General features: G+C 39.7%; 25 protein-coding genes. 9 read left to right on the forward strand and 16 right to left on the reverse strand.

All coding sequences use genetic code 11. The features are described from left to right. Window positions 1–25 precede the first annotated feature (25 nt). Entirely contained in the window at window positions 26–835 is an 810-nt protein-coding gene (locus tag ED557_02475; GenBank protein RNC85656.1) for a hypothetical protein, read from the forward strand. 24 nt (window positions 836–859) lie between these two features. Then, window positions 860–1,267, forward strand: a complete 408-nt coding sequence (locus ED557_02480) for a VOC family protein (protein ID RNC85657.1) — start codon at window positions 860–862, stop codon at window positions 1,265–1,267. A 94-nt stretch (window positions 1,268–1,361) separates the two neighbouring features. Here the strand turns inward: ED557_02480 and ED557_02485 are convergent, their stop codons facing one another. Next, window positions 1,362–3,365: a DNA primase gene (locus ED557_02485; protein RNC85658.1), complete on the reverse strand. Its 2,004-nt coding sequence runs from the start codon at window positions 3,363–3,365 to the stop codon at window positions 1,362–1,364. 216 nt (window positions 3,366–3,581) lie between these two features. Here ED557_02485 and sucD point away from each other — a divergent pair, with 216 nt between their 5' ends. Continuing rightward, window positions 3,582–4,451 (forward strand): succinate--CoA ligase subunit alpha, encoded by an 870-nt coding sequence (gene sucD / locus ED557_02490; GenBank protein RNC85659.1) that lies wholly within the window; start codon window positions 3,582–3,584, stop codon window positions 4,449–4,451. Between the two features lie 6 nt (window positions 4,452–4,457). Here sucD and ED557_02495 read toward each other — a convergent pair whose 3' ends face one another. From ED557_02495 to ED557_02535, 9 genes are all read right to left on the reverse strand, one after another. After that, on the reverse strand, window positions 4,458–5,321 hold the full coding sequence (locus ED557_02495) for a GNAT family N-acetyltransferase (GenBank protein RNC85660.1): 864 nt from the start codon (window positions 5,319–5,321) through the stop codon (window positions 4,458–4,460). A gap of 21 nt (window positions 5,322–5,342) precedes the next feature. Then, a complete protein-coding gene (locus tag ED557_02500; protein RNC85661.1) occupies window positions 5,343–5,990 on the reverse strand; it encodes a hypothetical protein in 648 nt (215 codons plus the stop codon). Beyond that, window positions 5,965–6,378, reverse strand: coding sequence for a DUF5071 domain-containing protein (locus tag ED557_02505; protein RNC85662.1), 414 nt, complete (start codon window positions 6,376–6,378; stop codon window positions 5,965–5,967). The genes ED557_02500 and ED557_02505 overlap by 26 nt, the downstream gene beginning before the upstream one ends. Further along, window positions 6,357–6,809, reverse strand: coding sequence for a VOC family protein (locus ED557_02510; GenBank protein ID RNC85663.1), 453 nt, complete (start codon window positions 6,807–6,809; stop codon window positions 6,357–6,359). Before ED557_02510 ends, ED557_02505 begins: the two co-directional genes overlap by 22 nt. Further along, window positions 6,806–7,213 carry a DUF1311 domain-containing protein gene (locus ED557_02515; protein ID RNC85664.1) on the reverse strand — a complete coding sequence of 136 codons (408 nt, stop codon included), beginning with the start codon at window positions 7,211–7,213 and terminating at the stop codon, window positions 6,806–6,808. Before ED557_02515 ends, ED557_02510 begins: the two co-directional genes overlap by 4 nt. Window positions 7,214–7,264: 51 nt before the next feature. Continuing rightward, window positions 7,265–8,155, reverse strand: coding sequence for a hypothetical protein (locus ED557_02520; protein ID RNC85665.1), 891 nt, complete (start codon window positions 8,153–8,155; stop codon window positions 7,265–7,267). Between the two features lie 31 nt (window positions 8,156–8,186). Then, a complete protein-coding gene (locus tag ED557_02525; GenBank protein RNC85666.1) occupies window positions 8,187–8,588 on the reverse strand; it encodes a DUF1311 domain-containing protein in 402 nt (133 codons plus the stop codon). A gap of 179 nt (window positions 8,589–8,767) precedes the next feature. Further along, window positions 8,768–10,042: a glucose-1-phosphate adenylyltransferase gene (locus ED557_02530; protein RNC85667.1), complete on the reverse strand. Its 1,275-nt coding sequence runs from the start codon at window positions 10,040–10,042 to the stop codon at window positions 8,768–8,770. Continuing rightward, the gene (locus ED557_02535; protein ID RNC85668.1) at window positions 10,039–11,487 is read right to left on the reverse strand and encodes a glycogen synthase; all 1,449 of its coding nucleotides are present in this window, start codon (window positions 11,485–11,487) and stop codon (window positions 10,039–10,041) included. The genes ED557_02530 and ED557_02535 overlap by 4 nt, the downstream gene beginning before the upstream one ends. 134 nt (window positions 11,488–11,621) lie before the next feature. On the opposite strand from ED557_02535, the gene ED557_02540 reads away from it, so the two are divergent. Both ED557_02540 and ED557_02545 read left to right on the forward strand, forming a co-directional pair. Beyond that, entirely contained in the window at window positions 11,622–12,539 is a 918-nt protein-coding gene (locus tag ED557_02540) for an ATP-binding cassette domain-containing protein (protein ID RNC85669.1), read from the forward strand. 2 nt (window positions 12,540–12,541) lie between these two features. Continuing rightward, window positions 12,542–13,843, forward strand: a complete 1,302-nt coding sequence (locus tag ED557_02545; GenBank protein ID RNC85670.1) for an ABC transporter permease — start codon at window positions 12,542–12,544, stop codon at window positions 13,841–13,843. Window positions 13,844–13,903: 60 nt separating this feature from the next. Here the strand turns inward: ED557_02545 and ED557_02550 are convergent, their stop codons facing one another. Both ED557_02550 and ED557_02555 read right to left on the reverse strand, forming a co-directional pair. Then, the gene (locus ED557_02550; protein ID RNC85671.1) at window positions 13,904–16,225 is read right to left on the reverse strand and encodes a hypothetical protein; all 2,322 of its coding nucleotides are present in this window, start codon (window positions 16,223–16,225) and stop codon (window positions 13,904–13,906) included. A gap of 3 nt (window positions 16,226–16,228) precedes the next feature. Continuing rightward, window positions 16,229–17,002, reverse strand: a complete 774-nt coding sequence (locus tag ED557_02555) for an inositol monophosphatase family protein (protein RNC85672.1) — start codon at window positions 17,000–17,002, stop codon at window positions 16,229–16,231. Window positions 17,003–17,057: 55 nt separating this feature from the next. On the opposite strand from ED557_02555, the gene ED557_02560 reads away from it, so the two are divergent. Beyond that, entirely contained in the window at window positions 17,058–17,651 is a 594-nt protein-coding gene (locus tag ED557_02560) for a YceI family protein (protein RNC85673.1), read from the forward strand. Window positions 17,652–17,704: 53 nt separating this feature from the next. On the opposite strand, the gene ED557_02565 is transcribed toward ED557_02560, so the two are convergent. Together ED557_02565 and ED557_02570 are read right to left on the reverse strand one after the other, a co-directional pair. Then, on the reverse strand, window positions 17,705–18,964 hold the full coding sequence (locus ED557_02565) for a hypothetical protein (protein RNC85674.1): 1,260 nt from the start codon (window positions 18,962–18,964) through the stop codon (window positions 17,705–17,707). A 9-nt stretch (window positions 18,965–18,973) separates the two neighbouring features. After that, entirely contained in the window at window positions 18,974–19,555 is a 582-nt protein-coding gene (locus ED557_02570) for a YceI family protein (protein RNC85675.1), read from the reverse strand. Window positions 19,556–19,743: 188 nt separating this feature from the next. On the opposite strand from ED557_02570, the gene ED557_02575 reads away from it, so the two are divergent. The 3 genes from ED557_02575 (at window position 19,744) to ED557_02585 (ending at window position 23,430) form a co-directional block, all read left to right on the forward strand. Next, a complete protein-coding gene (locus tag ED557_02575) occupies window positions 19,744–20,913 on the forward strand; it encodes an aspartate aminotransferase family protein (GenBank protein RNC85676.1) in 1,170 nt (389 codons plus the stop codon). A gap of 244 nt (window positions 20,914–21,157) precedes the next feature. After that, entirely contained in the window at window positions 21,158–21,727 is a 570-nt protein-coding gene (locus ED557_02580) for a gluconate 2-dehydrogenase subunit 3 family protein (protein ID RNC85677.1), read from the forward strand. Continuing rightward, the gene (locus ED557_02585; GenBank protein ID RNC85678.1) at window positions 21,715–23,430 is read left to right on the forward strand and encodes a GMC family oxidoreductase; all 1,716 of its coding nucleotides are present in this window, start codon (window positions 21,715–21,717) and stop codon (window positions 23,428–23,430) included. Before ED557_02580 ends, ED557_02585 begins: the two co-directional genes overlap by 13 nt. 75 nt (window positions 23,431–23,505) lie before the next feature. Here the strand turns inward: ED557_02585 and ED557_02590 are convergent, their stop codons facing one another. Further along, complete coding sequence (locus ED557_02590; GenBank protein RNC85679.1) at window positions 23,506–23,958, reverse strand: hypothetical protein; 453 nt, start codon at window positions 23,956–23,958, stop codon at window positions 23,506–23,508. A gap of 192 nt (window positions 23,959–24,150) precedes the next feature. Next, on the reverse strand, window positions 24,151–24,570 hold the full coding sequence (locus ED557_02595) for a hypothetical protein (GenBank protein ID RNC85680.1): 420 nt from the start codon (window positions 24,568–24,570) through the stop codon (window positions 24,151–24,153). Between the last annotated feature and the right edge of the window lie 22 nt (window positions 24,571–24,592).

Here is a 24,592-nt window from a genome sequence, read left to right on the forward strand (position 1 = left end):
AAAATGAGAAAGGGGCTTCCGCCAAATGCAAAATAAGACCATACTTATAACCGGCTGCCAACGGAGTGGAACTACATTATTAAATCTGATTTTAGATTCTCACCCTGAAATTCACGGAATTGATGAAGCAGACTTTAAGCTCGAATTACTTCAATCTTATCTAAACGATTCAAAATTTCATCCATATGTATCGTTTAAGCTACCTAACTTTTCTGCTGCAGTTCGCACGTTCGAGGTTCTACCTAACCTGAAGGTATTTTGGAGCATCAGAGACTACCGGGATGTAATATCTTCTATGATAAATTTGACCTTGAAAGTTAGTATGGATTCTTCCAAAACCCTGTCATGGGTTGTACACCCCAATGGAGCTCCAAAAGAAATAAAAAATTGTATCACTTCCCTTCAACATAATCTTGATGATGATCTAATGCATTTGATTGAGAAGTATAAAATTATCATTAATAATCGGTCTGTTTTAGAAAATGATAGAGAGCAACAGGTATTTATAGGAGCATTATGTTGGAGACTAAAACAAGAGCTATTAAGCCTATACGATTCAAACAAAGTAGACTATAGCATCATTTATTATGAAAACCTCATTCGAAAACCAAAAGAAGAACTTAGTAACCTCTTAAATAGGCTAAATTTAAAATGGCACAGTGATATGCTAAATCATCACAAATTACACACTGGGATTTCAATTGGTAAAACGGATAATACAAAGCCAATCGATAGTTCAAACGCAGGTAAATGGAAGGCGTTTCTTACACCAAATGAAATTACAATAGCCGAAAAAATTTGCGCCACTATTGCGTACAGTTTTGGGTATCAATAAAATTTAAACTAACGAAGAAAAAACATGGGATCAGTTATACCATATCTATTTTTTCCTGGAAATTGTGAAGAAGCTTTAAACTTCTATACTAATGTATTCGGTGGAGAGGTGACTTCTCTCCAACGCTTTGGAGATGCCAACATGCCGGTTGAAGACGATTACAAAGAAAAAGTGATGCACGCCGAATTGAAATTCAATGATACATCGCTAATGTTTTCTGATGGAGCGCCTCACAAAGGAGTAACAGCGGGTGATAATGTCCATCTCAACCTTTCTTTTACCGACGAAGCTGAAATGAAAGCCATCTGGGACAAGCTTGGTGAGGGGGGCTCAGTTCATATGGAATTACAAGATACTTTTTGGGGCGCCGTATTTGGACAGCTTGAAGATAAGTTTGGTATCCGCTGGATGTTTAATTGTCTCAAAGGCTAACAAATAACAATGGTTCAATTTTCAACTAAGAATGGGAATAAAATTCTACCAATTCTTAATTGAAAAATTGATAATTGAACATTGAGTAATTGATTCACTCCCCTTTCATCTTATACTCAAACACCTTCTCATTCACCACATTCTCTGAAGTTCCTTCCGGGTCGGGATAAAAGTCATCGGAATCGGTACGTTCTCTGATTGTGATCTTAGACTGAACATCTGCCTGTACCTGTATAATCTTTTTCTTCTCTTCATCATCAGCCACTTTATATTTTTCAGATAACTCGGTAAGCTTGTTTTTGAAAAAATTCAACTCCAGGGTTTTAATAGTGCTCTTGGCAGTCCGATAAGGATTTTTATCCTTTTCATATTTCAGCCCTACTTTCTCATGATGCCGTTCGCTGGCTGAATGTTGTTCAAGAAATACATCGCCTACTAAGCGTGGGAATGGGTCAGGTTTTCCTGAGTAAGTATCAAAAGAAATTTCCTCACCGTTCTTATATCGTTCCACTATATCACTGTAGAACATCCTAAGCTCTTCATCTTCAAATAATCGATCATTAGTCAAAGAACAAATATAGGTCACCATATCCTTACCATAGCTAACCATTAAGCGAATTAACTCTTTCTCGTAATGTGGTTTTTTCGAAGGTGATGGTACTGGAAGATCGCCTTCAAGTGGAATCATTTCTGAAACATGACTTTCCAGTGGTGGAATCTGTTCAGACTCTCTTGATGCTCGAAATTCTTCCCTTTGCTTAGATCGTTGCTCTTCTCTCCTTTTTACTGATCGAACCCGTTCCAATTCTTCAAACAACTCACGATCTGAACCTCTTCGGTATTTCTGTGTGCGTTGATGGAGATGTTGAACATAGGTCTGCCTCTTAATTTCTTCCTTTATGTTTGCTATAGCCTCCAGAATCTCTGTGATCACCTTACTCTGTTGAGAAGGATTATCCATCCGCTGCTCTTCTTCTGCTTTCAGAATCAGGAAGTCCACGAAATCTCGGCCTTCTTTCTGTTTCATTTCCACAAAAGACTCTTTTCCGAATTGCTTTACAAATGAATCGGGGTCCTCTCCATCCGGAAGCTCCAATAATTCAACATCCATTCCTTCAGCCAAAGCAATATCAATTCCCCGCTTCATCGCATTTTGACCGGCATTGTCCGCATCATAGATCATGGTGATTTTTTCACCATAGCGATAAAGAACCTTCATTTGTCCTGGAGTCAGGGCAGTACCCGAACTCGCCACAACATTTGAGATCCCATGCTGATTCAATGTGATTACATCGGTATATCCCTCAACCAGGATTACCTCTTTATGCTTTCTGATCTCATTCTTGGCGAAGTTAACCCCATACACTACCTCGCTTTTGTTATACACTTTGGTTTGTGCAGAATTGATGTACTTGGCCGTCTTCTCATTTCCAAGTACACGACCTGCAAAGGCAATTACTTTATTAGTAGGTCCAAAAATTGGAAACATGAGCCTGCCCCGAAAGGTGTCATAATATCCTTCTCCTCGTTTGCTAGGCTTTATGAGATCAGCTTCAACCAGGTATTGCTCGTCAACTCCTGCCTTTTTGGCCGCAAGCCATAAGTCGGATCCTCCAGAGGGTGCATAACCAAGACCAAAACTTTTAATGGTGTTACCTGTGTATCCCCTTTTATCCAAATACTCTAATGCCTTTTTTGCTTCAGGATTCTTCATAAGGTTTAGGTAGTAATAATGACCAGCGTACACTAATGCGTGGTAAATTCCCTCTTTGAGCTGGTTGCTTTCACTCTGTTCAGGACTTTGCTCTTCTTCAGGAATAAATACACCATACCGATCTGCCAGTTGGCGTACGGCTTCATTGAAACCAACGCCTTCTTGATCCATAACAAATTTGAATACGTCACCGGTTTCGCCACATCCAAAGCACTTATAAATTCCCAGGCGCGGAGTAACATGAAAAGAAGGCGTTTTCTCATTGTGATAAGGGCATAATCCAATAAACCCACTCCCCGACTTTTTGAGCTTAACGTAATCAGAAATTACTTCGACTATATCGGCTGCATCACGAACTTCTTCTTTCTTGGCATCTGAAATCATTTTCAATTATAGTAACAAAGGCTCAAAGGCACAAAGGGGCAGAGGGGTAAAGTTTTGGCAAAATAAGCCCCCATCTTAGACCCTCTGCCCCTTTGCCCCTTTGGGCCTTATACTTCCTGGCAATTTTAACCATAATTATGCTTCAACCACTTAGCTACTTTGTGAACTAGCCCGTATATTCCTGCCCTCAAAATCCAGAATTTTAAAACACAAATAATGAGCGTATTAGTCGGAAAAGATACCCGCCTTGTTGTACAGGGATTCACAGGAAGCGAAGGTAGCTTCCATGCAGGTCAAATGATTGAATATGGAACCACTATTATTGGTGGTGTTACTCCCGGAAAAGGAGGGCAAACTCATTTAGATCGTCCTGTCTTTAACACGGTTGCTGACGCCGTTGAAAAAGAAGGTGCTAATACCTCAGTCATTTTTGTACCCCCCGCTTTCGCCGCTGATGCTATTTCAGAAGCTGCTTTTGCTGGTATTGAAGTAATTATTTGTATCACGGAAGGCATTCCAGTTAAAGATATGATTATGGCAAAGCAGGTGGTAAAAAGCCGTGGAGCTATACTTGTAGGTCCAAACTGCCCCGGAGTAATTACTCCAGGCGAAGCTAAAATTGGAATCATGCCTGGTAACATCTTTTCCCCCGGTTCTGTTGGATTAATTTCCCGATCTGGTACGCTTACCTACGAAGCAGTTGATCAGCTTACTAAAGTGGGATTAGGCCAAAGTACTGCAATTGGTATTGGTGGTGACCCGGTAATTGGTACTACTCACCTTGATGCAGTTAAACTATTCCAGGATGACCCGGATACTGAGTCTATCGTTCTTATTGGTGAAATTGGTGGCTCAGCTGAAGAAGAAGCTGCTGCTTATATCAAAGAGCATGTGACCAAGCCAGTAGTTGCGTTTATTGCGGGATCAACCGCGCCTCCGGGACGAAGAATGGGACATGCTGGTGCTATCATTGCTGGAGGTAAAGGAACTGCTCAGGAAAAGAAAAGAGCCCTTGCTGAAGCAGGTATCACTGTTGTTGAAAGTCCTGCCGATATTGGTGAGACTTTGAAGGGTGTACTGGTTTAAATAGCTTTACCCCAATTCAAAGGTAGTAATCCCGAAAACTCTATTAATATCAACTTCGGGATTTCCTCCGTAGTACATTCGGGCACATTCAAACACATATTTGGCGTCGTATTTTTTCACTAACTCTAGGGCGCCTTTATTTGTGGTTGGGATATCCAGATAAACAGGATCCCCAATCACGCTATTCAAGCACGCCTTATATAGCTCTTGCGCTACTATCTCATTATTCGCGAAAAGAGGCCCAATTTTATATCCTGATTCAACCTCTCGGATTACCGCATAGCCGTCTATTTCATCTCCATTCGAGTACTTAAAAAATTGACTATCAGGAAGTTTAAACCACTTGGATAAAAACTGTGCTCTTTCATAGCCAAAACATTTAGTATCGAATTCTAAAATCAGATAGAACTCCTCAGGTTCAATGTTGGATATGTTTTCACTTACAGGAAAGCTTTTCCCAATACACTCATACCGTTCATCTATAAAAGCAATTTCAAAGCCCCCCTTCTGATAAAAAGGCTGCATTGCAACCACGCCATCCATTCCTATTATCGCTCCTTTGTTGAGTCTTTCAATCAATTTATCCCGACGTAAATACCAAAGTTTGTTTCCAATTCCTTTACCCCGGAAATCGGGATGCACAATAAATAAACCCATAAAGCCATAGTTTCCGCTATAGGAGACAATGGCTCCTCCGGCGATAAGTCTATCTTTATAAAAAAAACCATAAAAGCCATCCGGATCGGCTTTGTAGAAGGCTTCGTAATCGTGCTTGCCGGGATTCCATCCTTCCTCCATAGCCCAGCCCACCAGGGTTTTAACTCCTTCCAGGTCTAGTAACCTCAGATTTAAACTTTCAACATCAATCATTTCGATAAAATATGGATAGAGTTATTCTTTTAGTCGCTCATTGGTTAGTGTTATCAATCTTTCAATCTCATTCAATAAGTGATCTTTATTATCTTCAATAAACCTTTCTGAATCGGGTGTAAGGGAAACAGGATTTACAATCAAATTCTTCCAAAGTTTGTAATGCACTAACCTCCGATTTAAATACCATTTGTAGTTTGAGTAGTTTTCGGTAAAGCTGCCCGCCTCAAATCTGAAAATATTTTCATAGTCGAATGCTGGAGCCATTTCTACATTTAAAGCTCCCGTCCACTCATTTTCAATTCTGTTGACACATTCAACTACCTCAAAAATCCCATCAAAATCTATATCTGTTATCAGGTATCTGTTTAATGGAATTCCGTGGTACTCAGGAGAGTCCTTTTTTAATTGTTCTATCAGGGATTTTGCCTGTTTAAGATTTTCTTGTGCAAATGAAACAGCAGATAACCCGAATAGAAAACAGATAAGAAAAATTGTATAAGCGGCAGTTCGCAGAATAATTTCACACCTTGCTTTTTCAATTATCCGCGCCTTCTCTTCTTCAAAAAGAGTTTTCCACTCAGGATTTTGATCTACCAATTCAACCGGAAATAGTCGGTTCCAGTCCTCTCTTGTTAGATCGCTAAGTTTCTTCTTCATATCCCTCATTTACAATCTCCATTGCTATATGGTGTAAATCATTTTCTTTTTCTCCAAAGGTGGGATTTTTAGCAATTCTTTCTATTTCTGAAAATAGAACTGGGCCTAATGGTTTTCTAGAATCTTTTATAATGTGCAAACAATAAAACTTCCATATTTGATCCTCTCCTTTAAGGATTTCGATAAAGTAAGAAGATAGATGCTCAAAGATTGAAATGAGATAATCAGCTATCGGTACCGAAACTGGCCAGTTCATATCTTGAACCCATTCCAATAATTCGGGAATAATGTTTTTTATTTCTGAATAAGAATAGTTTTTCAGGCTCTCTGCCGTTTCTAAATCATGTTTATCCTTTGGAAGTAACGCTTCTAAATCTATTTTTCTATCTCCAACCACTGTTCATAGCTAAGTATACCTTGTTCGGGCCGTGCTTTCCCCTCTAAAATCCCAATGAACTCAAGAGGGTGCCCATCCGGGTCATTAAAATAAATGGCTATTGCTGGCATCCAGGCAAAGACCATAGGACGATCCGTGCCGTCACTCAGGAAATTCCAGTACTCCAGGTTATGCGACTTAAGAAAATCAACGGATTCATTGAGTATCCATTTAGGTTCACATTCAAAAGCAAAATGACGTTGTTCGATTTCTTCTTTGGGTTTCTCCCAAAGTCCCAACATGGCTTGTTTATCCTCACCAATCCAAAAGAAAGCTGCCCTTCGTTTCTCTTCGTAATGACATTGTGTTAACCCAAGTACTTCTCCATAAAACTTAATTGAGCGTTCTATATTTTCAACGAATAAATGGGTCTCGTAAAGGCCTTTGATCATTTTGGGTCTATTCGTTTTACAGATCCTGCACAAACATCACCTTCCTCAATTCCGGTCAGCCAAATTTGTAGTTTCTCAATCCTTTCGGTTGTTAATTCAGTCATATAGTATGAAATACACATAGGATAAACACTTCCATAAAAGCCTTGCTCCTTTTCCGGATATTTCAACCTCAATTCAGAATCACGGTATTCTATCCAATTGCGTTGAGAAACTTTTAAAGCCTCAACAAAAGAAGAGTCGCTTGAGTATTCTTGCAGTATCTTTTGATATACTTGATTTAATTCAGCATCTGCTATTTTGTAAGCCTCAGCGGCTTCTTTATTCATTTGTGTCTGAGTTTGACCAAACGAGCTTACAGTGCAAAAAAAAGTTATAAATAGTATTGCTAATAGATTTTGCATAGTTATTACTAGCCTTAATTCAGATTATAAAGTTATGAACTAACTGATACTCTAGTTTCTTGATTGATTGTAAAGCACCTGAAGATCGTTTTCCATACTACCTGAATATTTAAAATAGTCTGGAATAAACAGAATAGAATTAAAGTATAGGTTTCTAAAATCTTCGTCTTTCTCTTTTGTGTATAGTGCAGTAAAATGACTGTTTATTGAAGAATATAGATCTCCTAAATGCCTCTCCTTGTAGGACTCTATTTTCTCGTAACCAATCCATTCAAAGTCAGCAAAGCTAAAAGAGGTATACTCATAGTATGGTTTACCGTTAAAAGAAGGTAGCTTATCAGCAAACTCAAGTACTTTGTCATGATTATTCATCATTTGAAGAACCTGAAATCTTCCAGTCAGTGCTTCTACTATTTCAAAGAAAAGAATGGCTTTTTCAGTCTCACTTTGTAAACCATATGTATCAAGCTCTATGTTGTAATTTCTTAGATCATTCTCATTGAACAGTTTCGCTATACCTCCTCTAATTCTATAGTAATAGTTACTCAGGAGCCAACGACTATCAAGATCTTCTTCAAGGGTTTGCTCAGCAACTTGAATACTTGATCTTTTCTCTGGGTCTTCGGAGAGGTTATTGTAGTGTATTTCTCTTAAAACATACCAATACTTAAGCTCCTTAAAACTAGGCTTCGAAAGAAACTCTTTTGTCAAAAGATTTTCATCAGCACTTCCTACTGCTATTAATGTGTTAATTAATTTATCTAACTCTGGCCCTCTTAATGATTCAAGTGATTCACTCAATTCCTCACCAGAAGCATTTACATTTGAAGAATAAATTTCTCCGATCTTAACAAGGTTCTCAAGATCAATATTATTGCTCTGTCCATATGTGAAACAGATTGATAAAAGAAGGATAGAAGTAATCAGTAAAACTCTTTTCATATTCTATATCTATTAACTCAAATGTAAATCTTTAGCATTCTTTATTTGCTGATTCGGAACATAAATCTCTTTCTTCAATTCCAGTCAACCAAATTTGAAGCCTCTCTATCCTTTCTTTTGTTAGTCCAATCAAATAGTTAGAAACACACATAGGGTGGACACTAGCATAATGTCCGACTTCCCTATCCGGATACCTCAAATTTAATTCAGAATCCCTATATATGATCCAGCTATCTTGAGATTTTTTTAAGTCTTCAACAAAAGAAGAGTTATCCGAATATTCTTCCATTATCTTTTGATAAAGCTCATTTAGTTCAGCATCTACTTTTTTATAAACCTCTTTAGCCTCTATGATCATTTCTGTCTGGGTTTGGCTTAAAGCGGTATTTATAGTTAATACAGCAAAAAAAAGAAGTACTAATAGTTTTTTCATATTCCTAGCATTTAAGTCACCCTGAACCTGCCTGCCGACAGTCAGGCTTGTTTCAGGATCTTATGGAGAGGCATAAACCTGTTATTGGTAAAATATTTTTAAGGAGCTACTTAAGATTATGAAACAAGTTCGGAATGATCTTAAGTAATTTAGGAGATAAACGCTCTCAAATCTCTTTTCTACTGAATACTCGTTCCGTCAGGAATAACCATTCCCTTCTTCACGATCACAATTCCATCCCTTACGAAGTGGTATTTACCGTCACTATCAGGTAAATGATCCCCACCTACAATGCGTACATCATTACCGATGCATACATTTTTGTCAATGATACAATTACTGATATAGCAACGCTGGCCAATTCCCATCGCAGGTTTCTGGCTCGAAGCACTTTCAATTACCTCCTTGCTTTGAAAATAGTCATTACCCATGATGATAGAATGTTCTACTGTAGTACCTTTGGCAATTCTTGATCGAATCCCTATCACTGAACGGACAATACGGCTGGCTTCTATGATACACCCTTCCGCCATCAGGCAGTGTTCCATAGTTGTTCCCATCACTTTTGAAGCAGGTAATAAACGAGCACGGGTATATATATAGCTATTATTATCGTACAAATTGAAGTCAGGAACTGTATCTGCTAATGAAAGATTCGCATCAAAGAAAGACTTAATAGTTCCAATATCTGTCCAGTATCCACCAAATTCATAGCTACTAACCTTTAATCCTTCATTCAAAGTTTTCGGAATAATCTCTTTACCAAAATCAGTAGCGTCCGGATTCTCATTAAACAAATCGATCAACGTCTTTCGATTGAAGATATATATCCCCATTGAGGCCAGATAATGTTTGCCTTGTGAAGCGTACTGATCAGGTACACTAGACTTCCAGTTTTCCAATTCTTCGAGGGATGGCTTTTCTACAAAACTATCAATCAATCCATCATCATTGGTTTTCATAATCCCAAACCCGGTAGCATCTTGAGCTTCAACTGGAATGGTTGCAACCGTCAGGTGAGACTTATTCTTTTTGTGCCGCTCCAGCATTTTGCGATAGTCCATTTGGTACAACTGGTCACCGGATAGGATAAGCACATACTCATAGTCGTGGTTTTCCATGTGATGAATGGACTGACGAACCGCATCAGCTGTACCCTGAAACCAATCCGGGTTATCTGCTGTCTGTTCTGCCGCAAGTATGTCTACAAAGCCATTACTGAACACATCAAAATTGAATGCATTTTTAATATGCCTGTTCAATGATGCCGAATTGAATTGTGTAAGCACATAAATTCTGCGGATGTCTGAGTTCAAACAATTTGAAATTGGGATATCAACCAATCGATACTTCCCACCAACAGGAACGGCTGGCTTAGATCGATGATCGGTTAATGGAAAAAGGCGAGATCCCCTACCACCGCCTAGAATAATAGAGATGACTGAATCCTTCATGAATTTGTTGAATTTAGAAGTTCGTTATACATGTGAATATACTCTTTAGCTGACTTTCCCCAAGAGAAATCCAGCTTAATAATTTTCTTTACAACAGCTGCATGTTGTTCTTTATCCGAATACAGTTGAATGGCTCTGCGAATAGCTTCTTCGGCTTCATCTAAATTAAAATCGTGGAACTTAATGCCATACCCATCCTCTTCTGATATATCTACTACCGTATCCTTTAGTCCTCCAATAGCTCGTACAATTGGAACCGTGCCATACCTCATCGAATACATCTGATTCAATCCACAAGGTTCAACCCTTGAAGGCATTAGGATGAAGTCGGAACCCGCGTAAATTTCATGGGCTAATTTTTCATTGTATTCCAGTGTAGCATCAAAAAAACCAACGTGATCGTTTTGCATCCTCGAAAAAATCTCATGAAGACCCGGATCCCCCGTTCCTAGAAGCACAAAATTTACGTCATGCTCGCTATGCATGAATGAAGAAATCAGATCAGGTAGTAAATCTGCTCCTTTTTCCCTTACTAATCTACCAATAAACGCGATGGTCGGTAAATCAGGGTCTAATCCGAATTGCTCGCAAAGATTCTCTTTGTTCTTTCTCTTCCCGCCTTTCACGCCTCTTATTGTATAATTAATATCCAATAACGGATCGGTTGCGGGATCCCATACCTCAGCGTCTATTCCATTCACAATTCCCATAGACTTGTTTTGCTCTTGGGAGAAAAGTAACTCCAGACCGTTACTGTTTTGCCCCAATTCACCCATATAACTCTGAGAAACCGTGGTAATTTTCCACGCACACTTTAACGCAGATGCCAAAGAATTCAGTCGTCCATCCCAATCAAGTAAGCCCAGTTTAGAATGGTCAAATTCCGGTAGGTCGTTAAACTTATTGATATGATACTGTCCGTGATACTCTGCATTATGGACGGTAATTATAGTAGGAATGTGTGAAAGGCTCTGATAACGATAGCAATTACTCATCATGAAAGGGACTAAGCCCGCATGATGATCATGACAATGAACGATGTCCGGCTTTTTATCACGATGAGTCAACCATTCCAATGCTGCGACTTGATAGCTCACAAAACGTTCAAACTCATCCCAATACCCATGTCCAGACCATGGGTCGATATATATTCCAGGACGATCAAACCGCCTTGGAATACTTATTATATAGAGCGGAAATCCGAGAGGATCGTCTTTTACTTTCAGTATCTGGAAATCAACCTTTCCGAATTGCAATCGAAGCTCATGCTCCCACACTAACTCATACTCCTGGTCATCAAGCCATTTAGTTTGATATTTGGGGAGGATGACTTCACACTCTTCTCCCAGGTTATTTAAGTACTTAGGCAGGGCTCCAACTACATCCCCAAGGCCTCCTGCTTTCGCCGCCGGAAAACATTCGGCACTCAAGTGAACTATATGCATATAAAAAAAATTTTACAGTCTGTAATAAAGACTTTATTTCGGCTACAAATAAGAAAACTTTAAGCATCTTGCAAAGTATTAGCAGATATTTGCTAAAATTTTATGCACAGTTAAAATACAACTAACAGAAGACCATGGTTATCATCAATGTAGAGAACGTTACAAAGACGTTTGGAAAAAATACGGCGGTGAATGATGTAAGTTTTAATGTTGAAAAAGGACGGATTTTTGGACTATTAGGACCAAATGGTGCTGGTAAAACTACTACCATCCGGATGATCAACAATATAATTGCACCTGACACCGGAACCATAACTATAAACGGACAAATTGCGAGCCCCGAAACACAAAAGATGATCGGGTACATGCCTGAAGAACGCGGGCTGTACAAAAAAATGAAAGTTGGTGAACAGCTCCTCTATCTGACTCAGCTTAAGGGAATGAAAACCTCAGCTGCAAAAAAAGCCATCGATTTCTGGTTGGATCGCTTTGAAGCCTCTGACTGGAAAAAGAAAGAAGTTGGTGAGCTATCAAAAGGGATGTCCCAAAAAATCCAGTTCATCGCTACCATCGCTCACGATCCTGATATCTATATTTTCGATGAACCTTTCAGTGGCTTGGACCCTATCAATAGTGAAACTCTTAAAGAGGTTATCATTGGACTAAAGGATGAGGGAAAGACCATCTTATTCTCTACCCACAGGATGGAACAGGTAGAACAAATGTGTGACGACATTTGCCTTTTCAATAAAGGAAAGGCGGTACTGCAAGGGAACCTAAGAGATGTGAAAGCCTCCTTCGGAGAAAATACTATCAATCTTGAGTTTGATGGTGACGGTTCATTTCTGGACAAACTATCTGATGTACGCATCAACAACCGATCTACTAATTTTGCTGAAATCAGGGTATTAAACGGACAGCCTATGCAGGATATCTTGAAGCTGGCTATGGAGCATGCTGAGATTCATAAATTTGAGCGGGTTCAGCCTTCCTTAAATGAAATATTCATCTCTACTGTTGGTGAAGATAACATCAAAAACGAGGAGGAATAAGCATGGACTTATCTAAGATTTTATTAGTACTGAAGCGTGAATACCTCACCCGGGTTAGAACACGATCATTCATCTTGTCCACTTTGCTTACACCGTTAGCATTTGTGGCTTTTATGGCCATCATTGTAATTGTTTCTATTAGTGATGGTGAAGTAGAAAAAACGGTTGGTATCGTTGATGAAACAGGTGTGCTTTATGAAAGACTGATTGCTGTAGACAGCCTTCGGTACTATGACCTCAGTAATATGGAAATGGACACTATTAGAGCCAATGTACTATCCGGTGATATTGATGGTTTTGTAGTGTTAACAGAAGCACTAATACAGGACACTGAGGAACCTTCCCTAATTTACGGGGGTAGTGGCGGACTCAGCTTTATCGAAGCAGTAGAAACAGATCTTCAAAACGTAGTTAGGGAAGAACGTCTTGCCAGAAGTGAAGTATCTGATGAAATAAGGCAGATTTTTGAATCTCGTTTTGATGTGAACCCTGTTAAGCTCACCGAACAAGGAGAAGAACAAGATAACGCAGTATTCGGAGCTATTTTTGGCTTCATATTGGGTTTATTCATATTCATCGGGGTGTTTGGCTATGGGGCACTTTTAATGAGAGGCGTTATTGAGGAGAAAACCAATCGAATTGTTGAGGTTATCGCATCTTCGGTAAAACCCATTGAACTTATGCTAGGCAAATTGTTTGGTATTCTTGCCTTAGCACTTACCCAATTTGGAGTTTGGATAGCTTCCTATATTGGCCTTTCAATCATAGCTGCTCCTCTTGCGGCAATTATTGTTGATGCCCAAACGAGCAGCTTACCTCCTGAAGCAGCGGAGGCAGCAGCAAGCCAGGCTTTTGATCCATCTAAGCTGGAACAGTTTATTGTTGATCCTTCCGTGTTTGTATTCTTCTTTGTGTTCTTCTTTATCGGCTTCCTTATTTATAGCGCTATTTTTGCGGCAATAGGTTCAGCTGTTGATTCGGAGCAGGATACGCAACAATTTATGCTTCCTGTTATGATTCCGATCTTTGTTGGATACTTCCTGAACTTAAGAGTGATGGAGAATCCCGATTCTACTATATCGGTAATTGCTTCGCTATTCCCGCTTACAGCTCCGATTAATATGATATCCAGGATTGCAGCTACTGAAGTTCCATTTTGGCAATGGGGACTTTCTCTCCTACTCATGATTGGTACTTTTGCAGGACTTATGTGGTTAGCTGCTAAGGTTTACCGTGTGGGTATTCTTATGTATGGTAAAAAAGCATCGTACAAAGAACTTGTTAAGTGGATACGGCAAGGATAATTATTGAGAGATGAGGTGAGAGGTGAATATATCCACTTATCTTCTCTCACCTATTCTTTTTTATCTAGAGGCTTCGTCTAATAGATCGTCAATCTTTAACAGCACTCTGATATCCCGTTCTTCAGAGAATAGTGCGGTAAGTAGGTCAAATGACTCAGCAGGCATAGATAACCACTTCATTGCATCTAAAGAAATGATTCGGATTCTAGGGTCACGATCATTTGATAATTCCTCTATCCTCTCGACCCAGCTTTGCTCGTCTTCATCTAACTCAATGAGTAATTCCAATGCATGCTTTCTTATGGGATACGGATAGGTATCTGATAAATAGCTCTCAGCAAGAGTAACATAGGTTCCTAAAGTATCAATGTCAGCAGAGGCTTCAATCGCTTCAAGAACTTTAGCCCCAGTGGTGTCAACTCGTTGTAGCCGTTGAGCAATGGTTACGATATCTCCAGAATCAGCAAGTTGTTTGTATACTTCAAAAGCTTTGGTAAATAGCTCGGGATCTTCTGCTCTTAGCACTTTGTTTCGTAGCGCCGAACTGACCATTTCATCTTCCGGATAATTTAGCAGGGCTTCGATGGCAGTGGTTTGAATGGAAATATCCGTGTTGTTTAATTCGTCCAGGAACTGTTGCTGTGTACCGGAAGCTCCATAAGTTATATCTGCCATTGTACTTAAAAGGGCGGCTTTAACTTCAGGATCACTTTCGAAAGCCATTACATCGTTCAATGCGAGCTGAAGATCCGGATTTTCACTGTGACTAGAAATCAATTCTGCCGCGAATACCCGATCGTTAAGATTTTGACTCCTAAGCTGGTTCAACAGAAAGAATAACGGAAACTCATCAAAAGTGACTTTATCAATATTTTCGCTGGAGGTAAAAGAAATAAACTCAACACTATTTGAAAGAGCCATTGATACGGTATCTAAGGCTCCTGTAAATGTAGCTTCATGGGCTATGGTATCCGCAAAGCCAATCTCGTTAAAGAAGAGTGTGTGGAGTTCTTCCCCGGATCCTTCTTTCAGTTCAAAAACCAGATCCAGTTGTGAGCTAAGCTCATCATATAGTACATCAACCTGATAAAGATCCGAATCCTCTAGTTCGTTATCCTCTTTTTGACTTCCTTGTGAAGTGCTCCATGAAGAAAAGGGAACTCCTGTCTGAGAATACCAATAGTCCATGTATTCCTCGAAATCTACAATTCCACTTTTTTCTCTTACCAAATGAGGCAGAGATTCTAAAACGATTCCCAGAAATACTTCTTCATTGTCATCAAAGTCTTCTTGCCATGAGTTCCAAAACTGAATTGTATATAAACTATCGGGGTTTTCTATAGTTTCCGGAGTATTCCCAAGCAAATAATGAAGCGCCTTTCTCATAAACTCATCTCCTGCATGAGTCCAATCAAAAAACTGCTGCTCTCGATGATACTCCCCAAACCATTGAGCGTAAATACCTCTCTTAAGTTGTGTACTTAAATCCCCTAGTCGCTCATACAAATAGATCGTTCCGGTACCATGTGTTCGCTCCTCCCAAAAGTTATCTGATAAGATTATAATGTTTAATCCTTCCCAGGGATATTCCATTGATAGCTCTCGCTCTATATCCTTCTTTAACTCGGAAGCCTCTCTGATTAGCTCAATCCTTTTCTCTTCAGGGTATTCCCTTTCGTTTGCAAATAACCGGATAGTAGTTAAACCGGAAGCAACCTCCGAAATGATAAAATCACCCATAGCAAAGCCCAAACCAGTAGCTGGCACGGGAGTTTGTGAGCGATAACTAATTCGTTTTTTATCCTCTCCCTGAGCCTCAGAACCTAACAGCTCTCCATTAAACATCACTTCAGTTCCATTTGGAATTACGAAATGAGCGTCAACAGTGAATTCATTAGTAGGATGGTCAAAAACAGGCATCCAAAGCTGGTGGGCTAACGGGTTCTTCGAAGACCAGAAAGTATTCTTATGATCCAAATAAAGGCCATTCTTTGAATTTGACTGCCAGGTAATGGCCAAATCAAACGGTGCCTTTTTTGCAAATGGCTGGGGGAGATTAATGACCAGTGAATCTCCAAGAACTTCAAATTCTACCTCGCCATCGTTAATTGTGACCGCATCAATGGCAGAGTCCTCAGTTTGTAAGATTAGTTCGGTGAGATCATCAAGTTTGGGACTAACCTCATAACTGGCTACTCCCCTTACTAAACCTAAATCACGTTCAAGAGTAACTTCCAGTTCAAGATGCTCAAAATCGAACGGTTGTTTGGGATAGCTCCTATAGTCAAATTGAATTGTAGCATCCGAATCATCACAATTCTGTGTGACACTTATAATCGAAAAGATTACTGCAAAGGTAGTTTTCAGAATGTTATTGCTCATACACTATTGGTGTGCTTCAAAAATTTCTTTTATCTGAGGATACAGCTTCATATTTGTTGAAAATCCATTTCCGGAATGAATAGTTTCTACTCCGTTTGTATCGGAGAAGATCCCACCAGCCTCCTTTAAAACTGGCAATAAAGCGGCAGCATCCCAAATACTTAATATAGGATCAAACATAATATCTGCTCTTCCTACAGCAACCATCATGTGGCCATAGGCATCTCCCCATGTTCTATGAAGGCTGGTTCTTGCCATCAGTTCCTGAAACTGGGGTTCCATTCCGCATTCCTGAAAACGACGAATTTCAGTAACTAAAAAAGTACAATCCTTGAGTTCAGAGGTTTCCCTCACTTTACAAGGTTCACCGTTTAGGGTAGCTCCCAAACCAACACCTGCAGCACAAAGCTCATTCAGCGCCGGTGCATTGATAACTCCAACCACAGGTTCATTATCAATCATAATTCCTATAAGCGTGGTGTAGAATGGAATTCCATGGATAAACGATTTGGTTCCATCAATGGGATCTAGTACCCATTGAATATTACTTGACTCGTTGGTACGCCCAAATTCCTCACCTATAATACCATGGTTGGGGTATCGCTTTAATATTTCTTCTCTAATAATTTGTTCAGTTTCCCGATCTGCTATAGTCACCGGTGAGTCATCGTCTTTGCTAATTACTTCAAGTTCTTTTTTGAAATACTTAAGGGTATGCTTCCCACCTATTTCAGCAATTTCAATTGCCGCTTCAAGTAGCTCTTTGATGTCCGTCATCTTTTAGTATATTTTCGATTTTGAGTAAGTGAGATGAATTCAGGAACCATTACCTATGATTGATTACAGGGCTTTTCTTCTTCTATTGAGTTTTTTCCCTTTTTTTCTGGTACATGAACACGCTCATGCACGTCAAACCAACCAGGTTAAATCCATTATTCTTGAAGGGAGTAAATTAAGAATTAATGGAACATCAAACGTCAGCAATTTTGAATGTAATTATATAGATCCAATTGCTACTGATACCTTAAATCAAACCATTACCTTTGGAGATTCTCTTTCCGTAACAGGTGATTCAATTCAACTCTCGTCCTCTTCTTTCGATTGCGGTAAAAGAGCCATAAATAAAGATCTTCGAAAGACATTGAAGGCAAAGGATTTTCCTTTTTTAGAGTTAAAATTAGAGTCTATCGAAATTGCCGATGAAGTCCCTTTCCAGGCCTCACTTTTAGTTTTTATAGCAGGAATAAAGAGAATAGAGCCAGTTACTATTACAGAATTCTCTTCAGAAGAAGAGATTGTTTCTTTTAAAGGCGAAGGAAGTATTTTGCTTACTGATTTCGACCTCAAACCTCCATCAGCACTTTTTGGACTCATCAAAGTAAATCACCAGGTTGATATTCATTTTGATTTAACCCTGGAGCTATAAAAATAGAAAGGCGGACCTTTCACAGTCCGCCTTGGTGTTATAGAGGTACTAATTTAGAAGGCAATCACTGCTTCGAGAACTACTCCACTAAATTCAGCTTCCTGGTAAAGCGTACCATCATATCCATCTCCTCCATAAGTCTGACTTACAAATTCTAATTTTGTAAGTACATTTTTGGTTAAGAACCATCCTGCACCAACATTGATTCTGTCAATATCGATGCTCTCAGATGCATCAGTTTCCTCACCGGTTACTAAGTTATATCGCCCACCGAAGTAGAAGTTTTCATCTGCTCCAAAACGATACAATGCTTCAGCACCTAGCTGAGTAAATCCGCCACCTTCATCAGCTCCATTGTTTGCAACTTCGAATACTCCAAAAAATTCGAAACCTTGAAACTTCACAAATGGATTGATTTGGAAAGCTGTTATATACCCGCCAACTGGTGATCGAGAGAATCCCGGGTTAAACCGGCCTGAAAAATCACTATCAGTAATTACCCCATAGTATCTTGATCCTGCACGGTCACCCCCATATAAGTAATCCCGGGTACCTTTATCGGTGCTGTTATAGAATGATCCAGTTAAACGAATTCTTAGGTCTTCATTAATTTGAGAGTCGTATCCAGCTTTACCGAATAGTACGAATCCATCATCTGTAGCAGCAACGTTTTGATTCAGACGTCCATTTGTCGCACCCAGAACAGCAACTATGCCATTGCTTTGAACAGTAAATTCGATGAAAGGCTCAGTTGAGAAAGAGTCCATTAAATAATTACCTACAAAAGGATTTACCATTGCATAAGAATTATCGGATCTTCTAAAGTGAGCATCGCCATAATTGAACTCATCCATTCCAACTTTGATAGTAAGTACTTCCATCAGTCCTGAGAGAAACCCTGCTTCTATAAAGTCCAGTTGATCCACTTGCAAATATCCACCTTTTACATAAGCTTCAGTGTGGTGCTTGGAAGACAGATAAGTGCGCAAATGCATTCTCATGCCGGGTGCAAGTTGAACATCAATATTCATATTAGCAGTAGGCAGGTTGAAATTATTTCCAATATCAGCTAATGAATCCCCGGAATTGCTTTGAGATATTCCCTGGTATTGAAGAGCGAAATCACCCCCTACATATATTTTAAGCCCGTTAAATTCTACAGTATTTGTTTTGGGGCTTTCAAATTGATTTATCCGTTCCTTACCAGAAGGAATGAAGTACTGCAAACCTGTTACTTGTTGTGCGACACCATAAGCAACAAATATCAGAGCAAATAAGAATATTGCGGTTAGTTGTTTTAGTATCTTTTTCATGATTTTCCTCTATTGGTTAGTTGATGGGTTGGTTAGTTGAAATCGCATCTGATATTCGACTTCTACATCTTTTCCGGTTTTGAGCGTCCCCACCATGGCAGTTGGTGGCTTCACTCCATAGTCTTCCATATTGATGGGAACTAAACCGGAAATGATAATTGAGCCGTCTTCACCGACCTGATAAGCTCCGGCTACAGTGATTTCGTTGGTAACTCCGGCTAAGGAAAGTGTACCGGCTACCTCTAAAGAATCTTCCCCTACCTGTGCGATAGAAGAAAAAACGAATTCTATTTGTGGGTAATTTTTTGAATCCAGAGCTCCTCTGGTCTTTTTATCCATTACCCTTTTTCCGCTCTTAATTGATTCGGTAACTGCAGAGAAACCTAAATTCTCTACCCCTTCAACAAGCGAGCCATTCATAAAGAAAATCCCGGATCCGGAAAAATCTTCTACAGTACTTTCCCAGTCGTGGAGACTTGAGGTTCCTTTAATGATGAGACTACTTTCCTCCGGAACTACTTGATAGGATTCTTGAGCAAATGCAAAAGACGACGGGAGAATTAAGATGAGAAAAAAGCGAAGTACCTTCATAATGTAACACCTCTGTTTTTTTGAGTTAAGCCTCAAGGAGACAATTACATGGAAGGTTGATCAACCTCTAAATTTCAAAAGGAATCTACTTTTGAAACATGAAGAAAAAATGAAGGGGATTTAAGCCTCAAGATATTTAGCCAAAAGGGATGGGTCTGCGTATCTTTGCCCCGACTAAAAAAACTTTTATGGATCACGCACAAGAACTTGAACGGAAGCATCACTTCCAGGTTTATAATCGATTCCCTGTAACTCTGGAAAAAGGCCTTGGAGCCAGGGTTTGGGATACACATGGTAATGAATACATTGACCTGCTCGGGGGAATAGCTGTTAACAACCTTGGGCATTGTCATCCTGCAATAGTAGAGGCAATAAAGGAGCAAGCAGACAAGCTGCTTCATACTTCCAACTTCTATTATACAGAAGCTCAAAGTGAATTTATATCCAGATTGGCTTACCTCTCGGGATTGGACAGTGTTTTTATGTGCAATAGTGGGCTAGAAGCCATGGAAGGTACGCTTAAACTTGCAAGAAAATGGGGACATGAGCATGGTAAAACCGGAGATATCATTTCTCTGTCTAATGGTTTTCATGGCCGTTCGTTAGCTAGTATTACGTTAAGTAAGCCTGTCTATCAAAATGGTTTTGCCCCCCTTCCCTCAGGATTTAAGCAATCACCCTTTAACGATTTTGAGGCGCTCGAAAATTTTGTAGATGACCAAACAATAGCAATTGCCTTCGAACTAATTCAGGGAAACAGTGGAGTATATCTGGCTGATAAAGAGTTTGTTCGCAATGTTGAAGATTTATGCCGAGAGAAAAATATTCTTCTAATTATTGATGAAGTCCAAACCGGAGTAGCCAGAACAGGTAAATTTTGGTGCTTTGAGCACTATGGAATAAAACCTGATATCGTTGCATCGGCAAAAGCACTCGCAGGAGGGATTCCTATTGGAGCGATAATAGCAAAAGAAGAAGTAGCCTCAGCCCTTTCTTTTGGAAATCATGGAACTACTTTTGGAGGAAACCCATTCGCCTGTGCTGTGGGTAATGCTTGCCTTAAGACAGTACAAAAAGAAAATCTTACTGAACTGGCAGCAGAAAAAGGTCAGTATATGATGGACTTAATTCGTCAAAAAACAGCTGGGAATGATAAGGTAGTGGATGTACGGGGAATGGGATTAATGATCGGTGTTGAACTTTCAGTTCCCGGACGTCCTGTGGTTGACCGGATGTTCCAACAAAAGGTGCTTTCAAATGCTACCGGAGGTAATGTACTTCGGATTGTCCCTCCTATTGTGATCTCACAACACGAGATAGATCAAGCGGTTGATGTACTTACACGTTGCATCATATAACCTGTTTTCGAAATAAAAATTTTTAGTTGTTCGGTTGGCATCTACCAAAAAAGCATCGATAGAATGCAGCAACAAAATCACTGAATTTTTAATTGTTCTTTTGTGCTTCAGAGTTTTTGTGGCCAATACCAATTCCTGAAGCTTGTTGGTAAAACCTATGAAAAATCTTATCAGTAGCATCCTTCAGGATTAAGTGGTTAATTCAGTTTATTACTAATCAAATTATTCGACGAATTACTGATCTATGAAACGACGCGATGTTCTGAAGTTCGGAGTTACTGCAATTATGAGTGCTCCGCTTCTGAGTACGGTGTTATTCGGAAGCACCTCTATTCCCAAATCTATTCTGCAAGCCTACTCCCCTTCCTTTTTCTCTGGCAACCAACTCGATTTAATAAAAGCTATTGCTGACACTATCCTTCCTAAAACGGAAAGCCCATCAGCAAGTGAAGTTGGTGTTCCTGAAAAAATGGATTCCATGATTTCAGCTATCCTTAGGGAAGATGAAAAAGGGAACTATATGCGAAGGTTTGAGCTATTCGAAAACTATTTGGGTCGAACATTGAATGGGGAATCTTTTATTGACTTAGACCAGGAACAACGACTTGCTGTACTAAACGAAATCGATCAATCGTCAGAAGGAAATTTAGAACCTATACGTCAGGCCCTTTGGGATATCAAAGGAAGGACTGTTGACTATTATAGGAATAGTCGAGTAATCGCCACTACCTATTTGAACTTTCTACCCATACCTGGTTACTACGAACCATGTGCAACTGTAGAAGAGCTTGGAGGGAAAGCATGGGCAATCTAAACCTAAAAGCAAAGAAGCAGAATACCTTCGACGCTATTGTAATAGGATCAGGAATCAGTGGCGGTTATGCTGCGATGGAACTCACCACTAAGGGATACAAAACCCTTGTCCTTGAGCGAGGCCGAATGGTGAAGCATGGGGAATATCCAACAGCGAATAGTGAGAAATGGGATTTACCCAATAACGGAATTGTTTCAGCAGAAGAAAGAGCACTCCATTATTTCAAACAAAACCGGCTTTCCTGGGTGGTTCAGGAAGATGTAAAACACTGGTTCAATAAAGATAGTGACTATGATTATGATGAAATTGCCCGTTTCGACTGGATACGAGGCCATCATGTAGGCGGACGTTCAATCATGTGGGGACGCCAATGCTACCGATGGAGCGATCTGGATTTTGAAGCGAATATGAAAGATGGTCATGGAGTGGATTGGCCTATCCGTTATAAGGATATCGAACCCTGGTACGATTATGTCGAAACTTTTGTAGGAATTGCTGGACAAGCTGAAGGCTTACCCCAAATTCCGGATGGTAAATTTTTGAAAGCTTTTCCATTGAACTGTGCTGAGCAATACATGAGGGAAAAAATTAAAGCTAAATTCCCCAGAAGAATTGTTACTCCTGGCCGGGTAGCAAACCTTAGCGAGTATAATCCTGAAATACATAAAGGAACCCGTGGACAATGCCAGGTTCGGGATCGTTGTTGGAGAGGGTGTTTTTATGGAGCTCCATTCTGTAGCCTCTCCTCTACCCTTGCAGTAGCAGCTGAAACCGGAAATCTTACGTTAAGGGCTGATAGTATTGTCCATGAAGTGATTTATGATCCTTCAACAGGAAAAGCCAGCGGAGTTAGAGTAAAGGATGCTAATTCTGGAGAGGAAATCGTATTCAATGCACGCATTATCTTTTGCAATGCCAGTACTGTGGGTACTACCGCTATCTTACTCAATAGCCGTTCTGATGTTTATCCAACCGGGCTTGGCAATGAAAGTGGTGAGCTTGGCCATAATATGATGGACCACCATTATGGAATGGGAGCCGGCGGAACTCTTCCTGTTCTCAAAGACAAGTATTACCATGGTCGTAAACCCGGAGGGTTTTATATCGCTCGCTTTAGAAATCTGGATGAAGAAACGAAACAAAAGGATTTCCTACGGGGATATGGCTATCAGGGAGGGGCTTCCCGCTCTGCATTCACTCCTGAGGGAATGATTGGAGCTACGGTAAAAAATGACATTTTTAAACCTGGTGAGTGGAATGTTGGGGTGACCTGTTTTGGGGAGATGCTTCCTTATCACGAAAACAGAATGTTTCTCAATTTTGAAAAGCTGGATAAGCATGGGATACCAACCATAGTATTTGACGCCAAACTACGGGAAAACGAAAGAAAACTGCGTGAGGATGGCGTGCGGTGTGCAATTGAAATGATGGAAGCAGCAGGAGTTGAAAACATTTATTCATACAATGGTGAAACTGCACCCGGGGCATGTATTCATGAAATGGGGACTGCAAGGATGGGGCATGATGTCGAAACCAGTGTACTCAATAAATGGAACCAAATTCATAACGTACCCAATGTCTTTGTAACAGATGGAGCCTGTATGACTAGTTCAGCCACTCAGAACCCTAGTATCACCTATATGGCACTAACAGCCCGTGCAGTAGACTATGCAGACAAGCAAATAAAAAAAGGAACTTTGTAGGTTATTAGTTAATGGTTAGTAGTTATTTGTTATTGGAAAAGTGATTCAACAATAACAAATAACTAGTCTTGGTGTTTAGTGCTGATAATAAACCTTTGCCACCACTTTCCAGTCTTCATCAAATTTAAGTAGAGATAGATAATCGGTATAAACGAGCTCCCCATCTTTAATTAGCTCGAGCTTAACAGAGGCAGAATTACCGGTAATATCAATATTCGTGAATTTGTGGCCCCACTTGTTGTCTTCTGGATTAAAGTTAGGATCTTCTTTTGTTCTCTTTGTATTTGCAACCCAGTTTGCAATGGGGTATCTCCTGATTTCTCCATCTTCTCCTGCTGAAAAAATAGCGAAATCTTTATGGAAAGTTTTTTCCATCGCTTCCGGGTTCAACTCGTTAAAAGCTCCGTGAACATATCCGGTCATCAAAAGGTCTTTAATGGCTTCTTGTTCACTATAAATTTTTAATGAGTTAACTGAGGTAATTACTAGTAGCGCCAGGGCTGAGGAAAGAAGTACTACTTTTTTCATAATCTGATTGGTTGGTTATAGAATTACTACTACCAAAGTAGTAGTTGATAAAATGCCATCCAATTAACTTTATGTCAGTGAGTGTGATATTAGGTGAATTAATGTAAAAAAAAGAAGCCACCCTCTATGATAATAAAAAGAGGATGGCTTTTAGGGGTACTTCAAGTTTTACCTTGAGTCTCTCTATCTATATTAATTCCTGCCTCTTCTGGGACTCTGAGGTCTGCTTATTTGTACATATTCTTCTTTCTTCTCTTCGAAAATTTTCAATTGTTCAGCTGTTAATATCTCCTTTAAACTAGCTTCCAAAGCTACATTAATTGCTCCCATTTTTTCTCTGAAATCTTCGTCTCTTGGAGTTAATCCAGATTCAATTAACTCTTGTCTCTGCTCTCCACTCTCAATATGGATGTCTGTAATTTTCTTTGTTTGATCTTCACTTAGCTCAAAGTTTTCTGAAAACCATGCTACCTGAGATTCAGCAATTTTTTTGAAATCAATCTGTGGCATTCCTCTTTGACCTTCAGGTGGTTGGGCATTTGCATATATAATAGTTCCAAGTATGAAAAAAGAGGTTAGTAAAGTCCTGCTTATAATTTGATATGTCTTCATAATCGTAGGTTTTTTGTTGGGT

Origin of the sequence: Balneola sp. (genome assembly GCA_003712055.1) — a bacterium.
Taxonomy (GTDB): Bacteria; Bacteroidota; Rhodothermia; order Balneolales; family Balneolaceae; genus RHLJ01.

Bases quoted from the DNA above. Each gene is read 5' to 3' on its own strand.
- ED557_02475 (RNC85656.1), top strand. From the start codon at position 26: ATGCAAAATAAGACCATACTTATAACCGGCTGCCAACGGAGTGGAACT.
- ED557_02480 (RNC85657.1), top strand. From the start codon at position 860: ATGGGATCAGTTATACCATATCTATTTTTTCCTGGAAATTGTGAAGAA.
- ED557_02485 (RNC85658.1), bottom strand. From the start codon at position 3,365: ATGATTTCAGATGCCAAGAAAGAAGAAGTTCGTGATGCAGCCGATATA.
- sucD (RNC85659.1), top strand. From the start codon at position 3,582: ATGAGCGTATTAGTCGGAAAAGATACCCGCCTTGTTGTACAGGGATTC.
- ED557_02495 (RNC85660.1), bottom strand. From the start codon at position 5,321: ATGATTGATGTTGAAAGTTTAAATCTGAGGTTACTAGACCTGGAAGGA.
- ED557_02500 (RNC85661.1), bottom strand. From the start codon at position 5,990: ATGAGGGATATGAAGAAGAAACTTAGCGATCTAACAAGAGAGGACTGG.
- ED557_02510 (RNC85663.1), bottom strand. From the start codon at position 6,809: ATGATCAAAGGCCTTTACGAGACCCATTTATTCGTTGAAAATATAGAA.
- ED557_02515 (RNC85664.1), bottom strand. From the start codon at position 7,213: ATGCAAAATCTATTAGCAATACTATTTATAACTTTTTTTTGCACTGTA.
- ED557_02520 (RNC85665.1), bottom strand. From the start codon at position 8,155: ATGAAAAGAGTTTTACTGATTACTTCTATCCTTCTTTTATCAATCTGT.
- ED557_02525 (RNC85666.1), bottom strand. From the start codon at position 8,588: ATGAAAAAACTATTAGTACTTCTTTTTTTTGCTGTATTAACTATAAAT.
- ED557_02530 (RNC85667.1), bottom strand. From the start codon at position 10,042: ATGAAGGATTCAGTCATCTCTATTATTCTAGGCGGTGGTAGGGGATCT.
- ED557_02535 (RNC85668.1), bottom strand. From the start codon at position 11,487: ATGCATATAGTTCACTTGAGTGCCGAATGTTTTCCGGCGGCGAAAGCA.
- ED557_02540 (RNC85669.1), top strand. From the start codon at position 11,622: ATGGTTATCATCAATGTAGAGAACGTTACAAAGACGTTTGGAAAAAAT.
- ED557_02545 (RNC85670.1), top strand. From the start codon at position 12,542: ATGGACTTATCTAAGATTTTATTAGTACTGAAGCGTGAATACCTCACC.
- ED557_02550 (RNC85671.1), bottom strand. From the start codon at position 16,225: ATGAGCAATAACATTCTGAAAACTACCTTTGCAGTAATCTTTTCGATT.
- ED557_02555 (RNC85672.1), bottom strand. From the start codon at position 17,002: ATGACGGACATCAAAGAGCTACTTGAAGCGGCAATTGAAATTGCTGAA.
- ED557_02560 (RNC85673.1), top strand. From the start codon at position 17,058: ATGATTGATTACAGGGCTTTTCTTCTTCTATTGAGTTTTTTCCCTTTT.
- ED557_02565 (RNC85674.1), bottom strand. From the start codon at position 18,964: ATGAAAAAGATACTAAAACAACTAACCGCAATATTCTTATTTGCTCTG.
- ED557_02570 (RNC85675.1), bottom strand. From the start codon at position 19,555: ATGAAGGTACTTCGCTTTTTTCTCATCTTAATTCTCCCGTCGTCTTTT.
- ED557_02575 (RNC85676.1), top strand. From the start codon at position 19,744: ATGGATCACGCACAAGAACTTGAACGGAAGCATCACTTCCAGGTTTAT.
- ED557_02580 (RNC85677.1), top strand. From the start codon at position 21,158: ATGAAACGACGCGATGTTCTGAAGTTCGGAGTTACTGCAATTATGAGT.
- ED557_02585 (RNC85678.1), top strand. From the start codon at position 21,715: ATGGGCAATCTAAACCTAAAAGCAAAGAAGCAGAATACCTTCGACGCT.
- ED557_02590 (RNC85679.1), bottom strand. From the start codon at position 23,958: ATGAAAAAAGTAGTACTTCTTTCCTCAGCCCTGGCGCTACTAGTAATT.
- ED557_02595 (RNC85680.1), bottom strand. From the start codon at position 24,570: ATGAAGACATATCAAATTATAAGCAGGACTTTACTAACCTCTTTTTTC.